Origin of the sequence: Methylomonas lenta (genome assembly GCF_001644015.1) — a bacterium.
GTDB classification, from domain to species: Bacteria; Pseudomonadota; Gammaproteobacteria; order Methylococcales; family Methylomonadaceae; genus Methylomonas; species Methylomonas lenta.
In genome coordinates this window covers 92,046-106,734 of sequence record NZ_LUUI01000095.1, presented here as the reverse complement: position 1 = coordinate 106,734, position 14,689 = coordinate 92,046, and the positions used below count along the sequence as shown (strand labels likewise).

Below are 14,689 nucleotides of genomic sequence, written 5' to 3'. Positions count from 1 at the left end.
CAACATGCTCAAACACCTGCATCTGTTTCTGGTTATCTTGGTAAGTATTAGCTTCCTAAGCCGGATATTTCTTGCTGAATTTAAACCAAAAACCCTGCAACAAAAATGGCTAAAAATCTGGCCGCACATTATCGACAGCCTATTATTATTCAGCGGCATTGCTTTAATTGTTCAAGGCAATTGGCTGGCAGGTGATTATGACTGGCTATTGACTAAGATTGCCCTGGTAATTGTCTATATCGGCCTAGGCATGCTGGCAATGCGCCAACAAAACCCTTCGCGCTGGCTAATTTCGACAGCAGCTATTGCCTGTTTGTTGTTAATCGGCAAAATTGCTGTCAGTAAAAAAATATTTCTGTTTTTTTAATCCATTCATCACCTTACGGTCACACCCAATCTAACGCCAGTTATTACGCGGGATACACGCTTTTTCGCTCTCCGTAATTGTGGCCACATGGCAACAGATGATGCCCCAAAGCCACGAAAAAGATTGCCAAAGCCATTTTCCTAAGTTAACCTGAGCTTCCTTTTATCAATTACATAATGTAAGGAGGTAGAGGATGCGAAAGAAGAATAGGTGGCTCCTAAAAGCCATACTCTCGGTTTCGTTGATGTCCTTTTATTCTATCAGTGTTGCCAAAGTTGAAAAACAAGGCGACACACAATACCGTAAAGCCGGTAAAGCATCATATTACAACGACAAGTATCATGGCCGAACCACAACAAGTGGTGAAATCTATGACAAAAACGCTCTCACTGCCGCTCATAACAAGTTACCACTGGGCACAGAGTTACGCGTTACCAACCTGAAAAACAATCACTCTGTGGTTGTAACTGTCAATGACCGCTTAGCTAAATCTAATAAGCGTTTAATTGATGTATCTAAAAAAGCCGCTAAAGAGCTTGGATTTCTCCATGCCGGGCTTACCAACGTAAAAATTGAAATTTTAAGCATGGGTTAATGTTTGAATTTTTACCAACCCAAAAAAAAGCCCGGCGTAAGCCGGGCTTTTTTTTGGGTTAAAAACTTAGTCTTCGCCGCCGAACACACCTAACAATTGCAGCAAACTAGTGAACAAGTTATATAACGAGACATATAACGAGACAGTCGCCATAATATAATTAGTTTCACCGCCGTGGATGATCTCACTGGTTTGGTACAAAATCAGACCAGACATCAGTAAAATAAACATCGCTGAAACGGCCAAGTTCAATGCAGGTATTGAAAACAGCATTGCGGCTAAACCAGCAAGAAATGCCACCAGTATACCGACCATCAGGAAACCGCCCATAAAACTGAAATCCTTTCTGGTTGTCAACGCATAAGCCGACAAGCCTAAAAAGATCACCCCGGTACCGCCTAAGGCAGTCAGGATTAACTCATGACCATTGCTAAAGGCTTGTACATACATATTCAACATAGGCCCCAGCGTCATCCCCATGAATCCGGTCAAGGCAAACACACACAAAATACCCCAAGCGCTGTTACTGAATTTGGTGGTTAAAAACAGCAAACCAAAATATCCAACTAAGGTCACTATCATGCCTGGATACGGCAAATTCAAGGTCATTGCTACCGCAGCCATCGCCGCACTAAACAGCAACGTCATTGACAACAACAAGTAAGTATTTCTGAGAACTTTGTTAGTCTCAAGAATACCGGCTTCAGATCGAATAGCGGTATTTAATCGCATAGTTTTTTCCTCTTTAATGAATAATAACTGATTGATAGGACATTACAATGGCGGTAGAGTTTCCGAAAATTGCCGTCCATGGCCTTAGTATAAACAACAAACAGCGTAAAACCTATGTCAGCACAAACACCCTATGACTTTATTGGCGGCGAACCCGCCATCCGCAGCCTGGTCGACAGATTCTATTTTTACATGGACATACTGCCGGAAGCGCAGGACATACGATCCATGCACCAAACTAATCTGGCCTCGGCTAAAGACAAGTTATTTAAATTTTTATCGGGTTGGTTGGGCGGGCCTAATTTATTTATTGAAGAATTCGGCCACCCTATGCTGCGCATGCGGCATTTTCCGTTCAAAATAGGCCCATCCGAACGCGACCAATGGATGCTATGCATGAACAAGGCACTGGATGAAATATCGATGGATCCACGCTTGCACACTAACATTCAAAGCGCGTTACAAAACCTGGCTACTCACATGATTAATCAAGAACCCAGCAACAGCTTAGAAACTGCTGAATAACCCACCCCGGAAAAACGCCCTTGAACCCACTCAGCGAACTCCCATTAAAGTACCAAATCCGTCGCAGTGAACGAGCCAAAAAAACCCGCATCATCGTTACGACTGATAAAATTGAAGTCGTGGCCCCGCCTAAGATTTCAGATCGACGTATCCAAGCATTTGTTTCAGCACAGCAAAATTGGATCCTGGATGCATTGAAACGGGTCCGACATCGCGCTCAAACAACCCCCTCACTGGCACCCGCTCTATATGTCGAAGGGGCAGACGTGCCTTTTCAGGGCCAGCATATACCGCTAACCATCAAACCCACCACAGCTAAACGCCTACGCGTGCAATTTACCGATCAGCGTTTTGAGGTTTATTTGCCTGCCAGCCAAACAGAAAACAGCTCAGCACAGATTAAAACAGCCCTGGAATCCTGGATGAAACAGCATACGCGGCAACTGGCTTTGCAGCTAATAGATAAACACAGCCCTAAACACCAACTATTTCCGCGCAACCTTAGAATCAAAACCCAGAAATCTCGCTGGGGAAGTTGTGGCCCATACAATGATATCAACCTGAATTGGCTATTGCTTTTGGCACCGCCTGTGATTATGGAATATGTGGTGATACATGAGTTATGTCATATCAAACACAAAAATCACTCGCAAGACTTCTGGCAACTGGTGGCCGCACACATGCCGGATTATCTACAGCACCGACATTGGCTAAAACAGCATGGCGCCAGCCTGATGCGAGGCTTGTGATGCTAAAAAAATCGGCTTTTTATCTATTGGTGACTGTCTTTATTTTTGCCGGACAATTTTTGCTCAGTAGCAACCTGGTAACGGGTCTGCCACCACGTATAGAACAAACTACTCTCAACGGGCAAGAACCTATGCAAAGCCTTGCAAAAGGCCCAGCCTTATTATATTTCTGGGCTGAATGGTGTGGCGTCTGTCGCACTATGCAAGACAATGTGAATGCCGTATTACAAGACTATCCTGGCATGACTGTAGCTGTGCGTTCGGATGAACGGCAAAAACTATCTGCTTATTTAGCCGAAAACCAACTGAACTGGCCGACGATCAATGATGGCGATGGCGCTATTGGCCAACGTTATGGTATTCGTGGTGTGCCCGCACTATTTTTTATCAACAAAAAAGGTGACATCGTATTCACCAGCATCGGCTATACCAGCGAATGGGGTCTGCGCATCCGCTTGTGGCTGGCAGGTCTGTTTTAAGCTTGTATCTGCAACTCAAAGTCAAAATAGACATTTTTACTAAGCTAAATTTGATTTTCCATATTCAACAAAATGCCATTCCACAAGTGGTACTATTGACAGTGCTCACTAATATAAATAGCATGACCGCCATTTTAGCCAAATCCATGTGCTACCGAACGTATAATAATTACTACTCATGACAGCAACACATTCAACCACAGCGTCGGCAACCATTGATTTTGACTCGATCAAAAACTTAACAGCCACAGAAACTCGCGCCGTCGACCAACTGATACTTAAAGAACTCAGCTCGGATGTGGTTCTGATCAACCAAATCGGTCATTACATTATTGGTAATGGAGGCAAGCGTTTACGTCCCATGCTGTTATTACTGGCTGCCAAAGCACTGGGCAAAGCCAATGATCATCATCTGATTTTGGCAGCAGTCATCGAATTCATTCACACCGCCACTTTGTTGCATGATGATGTGGTCGACGAATCGGTACTACGCCGAGGCAAAGAATCTGCCAACGCTGTCTGGGGTAATGCTGCCAGCGTATTGGTCGGGGATTATTTATATTCCAGTGCTTTTGAAATGATGGTGCGCACCAACAATATGCGCGTGATGGAAATTTTATCCAAAACCACTACTGCCATTGCCGAGGGCGAAGTATTGCAGCTACTCAATTGCAATAACCCTGACACCAGCGAAGAAAAATACCTGGATGTCATTGCACGTAAAACGGCTATATTATTTAGTACTGCCACCCGTTTAGCTGCTGTTATTTCCGCTAGCGACGATAAAACTGAACAAGCGCTGACCATCTATGGCCAACAACTAGGAGTTGCGTTTCAATTGATTGATGACGCCCTGGATTACAAAGCCAGCACCGAAGAATTAGGCAAAAACCTTGGCGATGATTTAGCCGAAGGCAAGCCCACTTTGCCATTGATTTACGCCATCGAACACGGCAGTCCGGAACAAGCACAAATTATTATTGATGCCATCCGTCACGGTTCCAGAGATGCATTCAACGCAGTCTACGAAGTTGTCAAAGCAACTAATGCGATTGAATACACCGAACAATGCGCCGAACAGGCTGCGGCCAAAGCCATCGACGCCTTGCAATGTCTGCCAGATTCAGAATACAAAACAGCCCTAGAGCAACTGGCTCGTTTCTCTGTGCAACGCGATCATTAGTTCGCCTCTTGCAGCATCCCAGCCAGTTGCTGAATACTTTCAAGCATAATGACATAGCGTCTTTCCAACTTTTCTAATAATTGTTGCAGCATCTCAGACGCTTGGCTTTCAGAAGAGTCCGCAAAAGCCATTGAAAAACGCTCTTCCAATTGACTGATCATATCCAAATCGACCATCGCATCCAATTCGATTAAAACATCATCGACCCGCATCTTCTCGACAAAATTGCTTTTCTTCAACATCGACATCCGCGACCTTAAAACTTTGCAGAGCCGTAAAACCCTTGTTACCAGCTCTTTAAGCTCATCTAGCAGCGTTAGTTGCGCAGACAATATCAATAGCTCCTCAGCCACTCGCTCAATATCGCTTAATACTAATTTGCAGCGTTTTTTGCTTGTTTTCACTTTTGTCAGCTCTCAAATATAGAAACAACCATCTAAATCATGGATTTTGCCTTATTAACTTAACAAAATCCGATACTTGTAAATAATCCTAACAAGCCCACAGCGAATAGTAATCGCAAAAACCAAAACCCATTGTTTTATAAGCTTTTTATTTGACTCACCCACCAGCCTAAGCTTGCATTTAAACCATTAATCATTTACCTTATCTACCACCTTAAAGGCTAGGGGTGCTTTCATCATGAACTACATTGCCGTGAAAGCTGAGAAAAACCCTTTGAACCTGACCCGGTTAATGCCGGCGTAGGAAAGCCCGATCTTACCTGCGCTCGCGATTTTTGTTATTCATGCCCTTTGGGTATTTTGGAGTACTGCATGAGCGCCGTCCGTAATGAAATTACTACTGATACCGGTAGTAGCGTAAGAATTGATTCCTACCCCGCATCAGAAAAAATCTATATCCCGGGCAGCCGACCCGACATCCAAGTGCCGATGCGTAAAATTTCCCTGTCGGATACCCCGGCGCATTTCGGCGCCGAAAAGAATCCACCGATATATGTTTACGACACCTCAGGGGTTTACACTGATCCGAATATTGATGTCAACCTACATCAAGGACTGGGATCGATACGCAGTGCCTGGATAGCAGAGCGCGGCGATACCGAACTGCTAAGCGGCCCCAGCTCCAAATTTGGACATGAGCGCCTGCATGACCCCAAAACATCTCACTTGCGTTTCGAACTGACTCGCGACCCGCGCCGCGCAAAATCCGGCCACAACGTTTCGCAAATGCATTATGCCCGTAAAGGCATCATAACGCCGGAAATGGAATACATCGCCATCCGCGAAAACCAAAACCTGGAAGCCATGCGTGACAGCTATAAAGGTCAACATCCCGGCTTTTCCTACGGCGCATCGATACAATCCTCGATCACGCCGGAATTTGTCCGTTCCGAAGTCGCTCGCGGCCGCGCCATTATCCCGGCCAATATCAATCACCCGGAACTGGAGCCTATGATTATAGGCCGTAATTTCCTGGTCAAAATCAATGGCAATCTGGGCAATTCTGCTGTCACCTCCTCAATTGAAGAAGAAGTGGAAAAAATGCTGTGGGGCATACGCTGGGGTGCAGACACCATCATGGATTTATCCACCGGTAAAAACATTCACGAAACCCGCGAATGGATTTTGCGCAACTCGCCAGTCCCGATTGGCACCGTACCGATTTATCAAGCCCTGGAAAAAGTCGACGGTAAAGCCGAAGATCTGACTTGGGAAATTTTCCGTGACACCCTGATCGAGCAAGCCGAACAAGGGGTGGATTATTTCACCATCCACGCCGGCGTGCGCTTGCACCACGTCCCCATGACTGCCAAACGTATGACCGGCATTGTTTCCCGCGGCGGATCCATCATGGCCAAATGGTGTTTAGCGCACCATACCGAAAGCTTTTTGTATACGCATTTCGAAGATATCTGCGACATCATGAAAGCCTACGACGTATCGTTCTCACTAGGCGACGGCCTGCGTCCAGGCTCTATTTACGACGCCAACGACGAAGCCCAATTCGGCGAACTGGAAACCCTGGGTGAATTAACCCAAATCGCCTGGAAACACGATGTACAAACCATGATCGAAGGTCCTGGTCATGTGCCGTTGCAAATGATCAAGATCAACATGGAAAAACAATTGGAAGATTGTTTTGAAGCGCCGTTCTACACCTTAGGCCCACTCACTACTGACATAGCACCCGGTTACGACCACATCACCTCAGCCATCGGCGCCGCCAACATCGGCTGGTACGGTTGCGCGATGCTTTGCTATGTCACGCAAAAAGAACACTTGGGCTTACCCAACAAACAGGACGTGCGTGAAGGCATTGTGACTTACAAAGTTGCCGCCCACGCCGCCGACTTGGCTAAAGGCCATCCTGGCGCACAAATCCGTGATAACGCCATGTCGAAAGCCCGTTTTGAATTCCGCTGGGAAGATCAATTCAACATCGCCCTGGACCCGGAAAAAGCCCGCTCTTTCCATGATGAAACCCTGCCTAAGGATTCAGCTAAAGTCGCGCATTTTTGCTCGATGTGCGGTCCGCACTTTTGCTCGATGAAAATCAGTCAGGACGTACGCGAATACGCGACGGAAAAAGGCTTAAAAGATGAAGAGGCGCTACAAAAAGGCATGGAAGAAAAATCCAAGCAATTTTTAGAAGAAGGCGCGGCGATTTATCACGAAGTTTAAAGCTGTCGAAAAATATTACAACTTTAACTAATAAACCTAATGCCATGGATGGCAGGTGGTTAGGCGATAATGCCGATTTTATTGGGCATCGGTTGGGTAAAAGTTAAGATCATTTGGGATTTAGCTGTCGAACAATCTTACACACGTCATTAAGTAACAAAACGATGGAATTCAGCCATTCCCAGGGCGATGTAGCTGGATGCAGGCACTACAAGCTTGTATAAAATATAAAAACAAGCATTTACCTGTCGACAAACATTACAACAACCAACAGCCGATCTCGCCATCCTAATGATTTCAATGAACTTTATAAAGCGGCACAAATAATGCTTAAACTTTTTGAGGCGTTATCATACCGCTAACTAGCTTGCAAAACAGCTAGGCGGCCTTCATATAGCTTCAAAATTTATACCCTTCTTTCCTTGAATCATTTTCTTGAGATATACATGATTAGTAAATCAACAAAAGGCCTGGCCTTATCTTTATTGCTTGTATCTGGCGCCAGCCAAGCCGGCGTATGGGCTCCTACCGACGGTGATAGCAATTTCTTCGATCTCGACACATTGATTTTCGGAACAAGCACCAATGAGTTCGGCATTTTCGAAGATACCGCCAGCATTGGCGCCACTCCAAAACTAGTTTTCACCGGCGGCGCAACCATATCTTTTGCCCAAAACGGTGTAAATTGGGATATTAGCAATGGCTTGAGTTCATCTACATTACTGGGCTCTTATAACTTTCAAATTGGTTATAACCGTAACGGCACTTGGGAATTTGAAGCCGCAACTGCTCCGATTGCATTTCTAGGCAATGGCGCATGGGAGCTAGCTTTCACAGGCCAAGGTAACTTGAAAAAACTATACGCTATCGATATCCAACCATCTACAGCACAAGCTGACTTTCCTGTACCGCTTCCACCTGCAGCTTGGTTAATGGGCAGTGCTTTGCTGGGCTTAATAGGTGTAGGTAGACGTAAAAAAACTGCTTAAGTTTTAAGCTCCTTAACGGGTAACTCAGTTACCCGTTATTTCCAGTTCATTGAGATTTTGTAACACCTCACCAGCTTCGATTCAAAAACACCTAGCCATGAAAGGTAGGTCGTTTTATGACATAATCAGCACCTCATTTTTAATGCTGTTTTTGTCCATGTCTAATCGTAAAATCCTTGCTACCAGCGCCTTACCTTATGCCAACGGCCCGATTCACTTAGGCCACCTTGTCGAATACATACAAACCGATATCTGGGTACGCTTTCAAAAAATGCGTGGACATGAATGTCATTATGTCTGTGCGGACGACACCCACGGCACACCGATCATGTTGCGCGCAGACCGCGAAGGCATTACCCCGGAACAATTAATTGCTCAGGTTGAACAGGAACATAGAGACGATTTTGATGCCTTTGGCGTGGCATTCGACCATTACCACAGCACGCATTCAGAAGAAAACAAAACCCTGTCCAGCCTGATATACAAGCGTTTACGCGATGGCGGCCATATCAACAGCCGCAGCATCACCCAGGCTTTCGATCCGGTGAAAAACATGTTTTTACCCGATCGCTTCATCAAAGGCGACTGTCCGAAATGCGGCGCAGCCGATCAATACGGCGACAACTGCGAAGCCTGCGGCGCCACCTACTCGCCGATGGAACTGAAAAACGCGGTATCGGCCATTTCCGGCGAAAAACCCATCGAAAAAGATTCGCTGCATTACTTTTTTAATTTAGCCGATTTCAGCGACATGCTAAACGACTGGACCCGCGCCGGCCATTTGCAAGCCGAAGTCAGTAACAAAATGTCTGAATGGTTAGAAAACGGCCTGCAGGAATGGGACATTTCCCGCGATGCCCCTTACTTTGGTTTTGAAATCCCCGATGCACCGGGCAAGTATTTTTATGTCTGGCTGGATGCACCGATTGGCTATATGGCCAGCAGTAAAGCCTTATGCGACAAACAGGGACTGGATTTCGACAGCTTCTGGGGCAAGGACAGCAACACCGAGCTTTACCACTTCATCGGCAAAGACATCATCTATTTCCACGCTTTATTCTGGCCTGCCATGTTGCACGGTGCCAATTTCCGCACCCCCAGCGCGATTTTTGCTCACGGTTTTTTAACCGTAAACGGCGAAAAGATGTCGAAATCCCGCGGCACTTTTATCAAAGCCCGCACCTATCTCGACCATCTGAATCCGGAATATCTGCGCTATTACTTTGCTGCCAAGCTTAGCGCCGGCATCGACGACATCGACTTGAGCTTTGATGATTTCACTCAACGCGTCAACGCCGACCTGGTAGGTAAAGTGGTCAATATCGGCAGCCGTTGCAGCGGTTTTATCACGAAACGTTTCGACGGCATGCTGTCCAGCGAATGCAGCGAGCCGGATTTATTTCAGCAATTTATCGATGCCGAATCCGATATCGCCGACCTGTATGAAAACCGCGAATTCGGTAAAGCCATGCGCGAAATCATGGCCCTGGCCGACAAAGCCAACCAGTACATCGACGATAAAAAACCCTGGCTGATCGCCAAAGAAGAGGACAAAGACCTGGAGCTGCAACAAGTGTGTAGCGTTGGCTTAAACCTGTTCCGGATTTTAGTAGCCTATTTGAAACCGGTAATTCCTGTTCTAGCAGCCAATGCGGAGCAATTCCTGAATCTGTCTGCACAAGCCTGGCCCAGCGATGCCCAGCCCTTACTGATACATAAGATTAATGCCTTTATTCCCCTGATGACTCGCGTCGATCCGGAAAAAATCGCCGCCATTGTGGAAGCCTCCAAAGAAAACCTGCAGAAAACCCCACAACCGGTAGCCAAGCGTTTTGACCCGATTGCCGAACCGATTGAAATCGACGACTTCGCCAAAATAGACTTGCGCATCGCCAAAATCATCAATGCCGAGCATGTGGAAGGCGCAGAAAAACTACTGCATCTGACCGTCGACATCGGCGACGAAACCCGCAGCATTTTCGCCGGCATCAAATCCGCTTATGCACCGGAAGATTTGATCGGCAAACTGACCGTGGTGGTTGCCAATCTGAAACCGCGCAAAATGCGTTTCGGTTTATCGGAAGGCATGGTGCTGGCGGCAGGACCAGGCGGCAAAGACCTTTGGGTATTATCGCCTGACGATGGCGCCCAAGCCGGCATGCGGGTTAAATAAAGCGACTAACGATGACTGTCACGGCTGAACAAATCGATGCCTTGCTACCACAAACTCAATGTCGCAAATGCGGCTTCGAGGGCTGCAAGCCTTATGCAGAAGCCATAGCCAGCGGACAGGCCGACATCAACCAATGCCCGCCCGGCGGCGAAGCCGGCATTCTAAAGCTATCGACCCTGCTAGGCGTTGCCGCCAAACCGCTAGCCCCGGCATTCGGCGTCGAGCGCCCCAGACTGGTGGCTGTAATCAATGAAGCCGAGTGCATAGGCTGCACCAAATGTTTGCCACCCTGCCCGACCGACGCGATTTTGGGCAGCTCGAAGCACATGCACACCGTCATCGAGGCGGAGTGTACCGGCTGCGAATTATGCGTAGCACCCTGCCCCGTCAACTGCATCAGCATGCAACCTGCGCCCCACCCAGACTGGACACTTAAAGATGCCGATCATAGTCGAATACGTTATCAAGCCAAAAACCTACGGCTAGCCAAACAGGAAACCGAAAAAGCCGAACGCCTGATGCGACAAAAACAATTACTGGCCAAAATCAACAAGACAAAGACTTAAGTCGCAATTAGCTTTATAATGCCGCTTCTTATCAATTGCGCCCGTAGCTCAGCTGGATAGAGCGCGGCCCTCCGGAGGCCGAGGCCAGAGGTTCGAATCCTCTCGGGCGCGCCAATACACTCTCCTTCAAGCCATCTATTTAGCCCTACGCCCAGCATAAAACTAACTATGTCCCACATGGATTCACTCTTCCAAATACGCTTTAACACCCAACATTAAACCCACTTTTCAGCTTACCTTTAACGGCTAAAAAACTGATGCCCGATACCAAAAACCTGCATTGCGAGCTATTTTTAGCGCTAGGCTTCAGCTAATCGCTTTGTTAAAATCTCAGTTTCAGTAACATTAATCGGACATGGTCTGCGCAATTTGTTTTCCCCATTCACCATGCGACAGCAGATACTAAAAAATAAATTTTCTACTTGATCTTTAGAATGAAAGACTAAACGGCTTAACATTTTCTCCCAAACATACCCAATGAACACCCTCAGTCTATTCCGACCCGAAATCCTTGCCATGTCGGCTTACCATGTCGCCGACGCCAGTAACTTCATCAAACTCGATGCCATGGAAAATCCTTATGGCTGGCCGGAAGATATCCAACAAGACTGGCTGGAACATTTAAAAAATTGCCCTATGAACCGTTATCCGGACCCTGAGGCAAAAGATTTATGCAAAGCTTTACGACAAAGCAATGCTTTACCGGAACAATCTAGCTTAATGTTAGGCAACGGCTCAGATGAAATCATTCAGATTTTGATGATGGCATTGCCAAACTCCGCCACAGTATTAGCACCAGAACCCGGTTTTGTGATGTATAAACAAGTAGCGCAAAGCCTGGGCTTACGTTATCAAGGTGTACCATTACTGGCCAACAGCTTTGATTTGGATATGCCAGCCATGCTGGAAGCCATCCGCACTCTACAGCCTAGCTTGATCTTCCTGGCATACCCCAACAACCCTACTGGCAATCTATTCGATACCCAAGCCATAAAAGACATTCTGGCAACCTCGCCCGGTTTAGTCGTGGTCGATGAAGCTTATTCTCCCTTTGCCGATGCTAGTTTCATCGACGAGTTACCCAATTATCAAAATTTATTGGTGATGCGTACAGTCTCTAAACTGGGTTTGGCCGGCTTACGCTTAGGCTACCTGACTGGCAACCCATCCATTCTAGAGCAGTTAAACAAAGTTCGCCTACCCTACAACATCAACTGCCTGACACAAATAACCGCCAGCTTTGCTTTGCAAAATCAACATTTTTTATTGGCTCAAACCGAAACCATTTGCCAACAGCGCAGCCTGGTATTAACCGCACTACAAGCCTTGCCCGGCATCACAGCTTATAGCAGCGCCGCTAATTTCATTTTGTTTAAACTCCTTATAAAATCCGCGGATGACGTGTTCGCTTCCCTGAAAAAACAAGGCATCTTGATCAAAAACCTCTCCCACCAAGGCGGCATGTTAAGTAATAGCTTGCGAGTTACCATAGGTAAACCGGAAGAGAATCAAGCCTTCTTAAAGGCTCTGACTATCGCACTAACTGATCAACTTTAAACAGCTAAATCTTGTTTGCCACACCCTGCCAGCAATAACGCTTTCAATATTTAGGGCCAGTAGGGTATATTTGCTAAAAATTATAATAATTGATGTATCACCAATACATCATCTCTCAACAGGAGTGTTACCTATGAATCCAGAAGGCGTCGATACCTCAAAACGCCAGTTTCTAACCTCGGCATTGTCTGTGGTTGGAGCCGTCGGGGCCGGTTACCTGGCCGTCCCATTTCTTTCCCAAATGCAACCCAGCGCCAAAGCCATGGCTGCCGGCGCTCCTGTTGAAGTTGATCTCAGCAAGATGGAGTCTGGCCAGCTGATTCGAGCCGCCTGGCGTGGCAAACCGGTTTGGGTATTGAACCGAACACCGGAAGTCATTTCCACTTTATCGACTCTTGACAGCCAACTGGCAGACCCACTTTCCAATGAATCGGTCCAGCCTGAATACAGTAAAAACTCGCTGCGCTCTATTAAGCCGGAAATTTTTGTTGCTGTTGGCCTTTGCACCCATCTGGGTTGCTCGCCCACTTTCCGTCCGGAAATTGGACCTAGCGATTTGGGTAGTGATTGGAAAGGCGGTTTCTTCTGCCCTTGCCACGGCTCATGGTTCGACCTAGCCGGACGCGTTTACCGAGGTGTTCCAGCCCCCACCAATCTTGAGGTCCCTCCTTACCGCTATATCACTGACACATTGATCATCATAGGCGAAGACACTGAAGGGGCTGCAGCATGAAAGTAAGATTAAATCAATGCAGCAACTGGCTGCTGGAACGTTTCCCTATCTCCGATTTGTGGAATGAACACATGGCGCATTACTACGCGCCCAAAAACTTTAATGTTTGGTACTTTTTTGGCTCCTTAGCCCTGCTCGTACTGGTTAATCAGTTTATCACCGGCATTTTGCTGACCATGAACTACAAGCCTGATGCCAAACTGGCTTTTGATTCTGTGGAATACATCATGCGCGATGTCAACTGGGGCTGGCTGGTGCGTTATATGCATTCCACCGGCGCTTCGGCGTTTTTCATCGTGGTCTATCTACACATGTTCCGCGGCCTGATTTATGGTTCATTCAAACAACCGCGCGAGTTGATCTGGATATTCGGCATGCTGATCTTCGTCTGCCTGATGGCAGAAGCCTTCATGGGCTATCTGTTACCTTGGGGACAAATGTCTTATTGGGGTGCTCAGGTCATCATATCGCTGTTCAGCGCCATTCCTGTTGTGGGTGACGACTTGTCATTATGGATACGCGGTGATTACGTCATTTCCGACGCCACCTTGAATCGCTTCTTTGCCTTCCACGTTATCGCGGTGCCGTTGGTATTACTGATCCTGGTATTCCTGCACATTGTCGCGCTGCACGAAGTGGGTTCCAACAACCCTGACGGCGTAGAAATAAAAGAATCAAAAGATCCTTGGGGACATCCCGTGGATGGCATTCCATTCCACCCTTACTACACGGTAAAAGATCTCGTCGGCGTGGGCGTATTCATGTTCTTCTTCGCTGCAGTAATTTTTTACATGCCGGAACTAGGCGGCTATTTTCTTGAACATGCCAACTTCATTCCTGCCGACCCGTTGAAAACACCGGAGCACATTGCCCCAGTCTGGTATTTCACGCCGTTTTACGCCATCTTGCGCGCAGTACCTGATAAGTTCGCTGGCGTGATCGCCATGGGCGGTGCGATTGTTGTGCTATTTATGCTGCCTTGGCTGGATCGTAGTAAGGTGAAATCCATCCGTTATCGTGGTGGCATCTTTAAAAAAGCCGTATTACTGTTTGTTATTGCATTTATCGGCCTAGGCTATTTAGGTACACAACCTGCGACTCCCGGCGCAACCATGTTCGCCCGTGTATTAACCGCCGTTTACTTTGGCTTCTTCTTGTTGATGCCGCTGTATACCCGCTGGGAAAAAACCAAACCAGTGCCGAAACGGTTAACCGAACAACGTACTCTGGAAGATCGCATCCCTGATTTGATGGCAGTCATCGATGAAGTGGTCACTATTGAGCAAACCACTAGCAAAGAAAATGTCACTGCCACCAAAAGAAGACCGAATTATGCAGGCATCATAACTGTGTTGATTCGCACTGCAAAGAACCTGAAAAAGAGCCTGGATTAAGT

General features: G+C 46.9%; 15 protein-coding genes, 1 tRNA gene and 1 riboswitch. Of the genes, 14 read left to right on the top strand and 2 right to left on the bottom strand.

The window, feature by feature from the left end; all coding sequences use genetic code 11:
* The first annotated feature begins 4 nt into the window (after positions 1-4).
* The gene (locus A1359_RS08765; RefSeq protein WP_066981101.1) at positions 5-367 is read left to right on the top strand and encodes a SirB2 family protein; all 363 of its coding nucleotides are present in this window, start codon (positions 5-7) and stop codon (positions 365-367) included.
* Between the two features lie 244 nt (positions 368-611).
* Positions 612-962: a septal ring lytic transglycosylase RlpA family protein gene (locus A1359_RS08760; protein ID WP_232322164.1), complete on the top strand. Its 351-nt coding sequence runs from the start codon at positions 612-614 to the stop codon at positions 960-962.
* A gap of 66 nt (positions 963-1,028) precedes the next feature.
* On the opposite strand, the gene A1359_RS08755 is transcribed toward A1359_RS08760, so the two are convergent.
* A complete protein-coding gene (locus tag A1359_RS08755) occupies positions 1,029-1,694 on the bottom strand; it encodes a Bax inhibitor-1/YccA family protein (protein WP_066981095.1) in 666 nt (221 codons plus the stop codon).
* Between the two features lie 114 nt (positions 1,695-1,808).
* Here A1359_RS08755 and A1359_RS08750 point away from each other — a divergent pair, with 114 nt between their 5' ends.
* From A1359_RS08750 to ispB, 4 genes are all read left to right on the top strand, one after another.
* Entirely contained in the window at positions 1,809-2,219 is a 411-nt protein-coding gene (locus A1359_RS08750; RefSeq protein WP_066981092.1) for a group II truncated hemoglobin, read from the top strand.
* Positions 2,220-2,239: 20 nt separating this feature from the next.
* Positions 2,240-2,968: a M48 family metallopeptidase gene (locus tag A1359_RS08745; RefSeq protein ID WP_066981089.1), complete on the top strand. Its 729-nt coding sequence runs from the start codon at positions 2,240-2,242 to the stop codon at positions 2,966-2,968.
* A complete protein-coding gene (locus A1359_RS08740; RefSeq protein WP_066981086.1) occupies positions 2,968-3,447 on the top strand; it encodes a protein disulfide oxidoreductase in 480 nt (159 codons plus the stop codon). Before A1359_RS08745 ends, A1359_RS08740 begins: the two co-directional genes overlap by 1 nt.
* Positions 3,448-3,625: 178 nt before the next feature.
* Positions 3,626-4,630, top strand: a complete 1,005-nt coding sequence (gene ispB, locus A1359_RS08730) for an octaprenyl diphosphate synthase (RefSeq protein WP_066981081.1) — start codon at positions 3,626-3,628, stop codon at positions 4,628-4,630.
* Here ispB and A1359_RS08725 read toward each other — a convergent pair.
* Entirely contained in the window at positions 4,627-5,034 is a 408-nt protein-coding gene (locus A1359_RS08725) for a hypothetical protein (RefSeq protein WP_066981078.1), read from the bottom strand. The two genes, ispB and A1359_RS08725, sit on opposite strands and share 4 nt — an antisense overlap.
* 213 nt (positions 5,035-5,247) lie before the next feature.
* Positions 5,248-5,358, top strand: a riboswitch (TPP riboswitch).
* A gap of 48 nt (positions 5,359-5,406) precedes the next feature.
* On the opposite strand from A1359_RS08725, the gene thiC reads away from it, so the two are divergent.
* The 8 genes from thiC (at position 5,407) to A1359_RS08685 (ending at position 14,687) form a co-directional block, all read left to right on the top strand.
* Positions 5,407-7,275 carry a phosphomethylpyrimidine synthase ThiC gene (gene thiC, locus A1359_RS08720; protein WP_066981075.1) on the top strand — a complete coding sequence of 623 codons (1,869 nt, stop codon included), beginning with the start codon at positions 5,407-5,409 and terminating at the stop codon, positions 7,273-7,275.
* A gap of 446 nt (positions 7,276-7,721) precedes the next feature.
* The gene (locus A1359_RS22740) at positions 7,722-8,264 is read left to right on the top strand and encodes a VPLPA-CTERM sorting domain-containing protein (protein WP_066981073.1); all 543 of its coding nucleotides are present in this window, start codon (positions 7,722-7,724) and stop codon (positions 8,262-8,264) included.
* A gap of 157 nt (positions 8,265-8,421) precedes the next feature.
* The gene (gene metG / locus A1359_RS08710) at positions 8,422-10,437 is read left to right on the top strand and encodes a methionine--tRNA ligase (protein WP_066981334.1); all 2,016 of its coding nucleotides are present in this window, start codon (positions 8,422-8,424) and stop codon (positions 10,435-10,437) included.
* A gap of 11 nt (positions 10,438-10,448) precedes the next feature.
* Positions 10,449-11,003, top strand: a complete 555-nt coding sequence (locus tag A1359_RS08705; RefSeq protein ID WP_066981071.1) for an RnfABCDGE type electron transport complex subunit B — start codon at positions 10,449-10,451, stop codon at positions 11,001-11,003.
* A gap of 37 nt (positions 11,004-11,040) precedes the next feature.
* Positions 11,041-11,117 (top strand) — tRNA-Arg (locus A1359_RS08700).
* Positions 11,118-11,480: 363 nt separating this feature from the next.
* Positions 11,481-12,560, top strand: a complete 1,080-nt coding sequence (gene hisC / locus A1359_RS08695; RefSeq protein ID WP_066981068.1) for a histidinol-phosphate transaminase — start codon at positions 11,481-11,483, stop codon at positions 12,558-12,560.
* Between the two features lie 133 nt (positions 12,561-12,693).
* The gene (petA, locus tag A1359_RS08690; RefSeq protein WP_066981065.1) at positions 12,694-13,293 is read left to right on the top strand and encodes a ubiquinol-cytochrome c reductase iron-sulfur subunit; all 600 of its coding nucleotides are present in this window, start codon (positions 12,694-12,696) and stop codon (positions 13,291-13,293) included.
* A complete protein-coding gene (locus tag A1359_RS08685; RefSeq protein ID WP_066981062.1) occupies positions 13,290-14,687 on the top strand; it encodes a cytochrome b in 1,398 nt (465 codons plus the stop codon). The genes petA and A1359_RS08685 overlap by 4 nt, the downstream gene beginning before the upstream one ends.
* Positions 14,688-14,689: the final 2 nt, after the last annotated feature.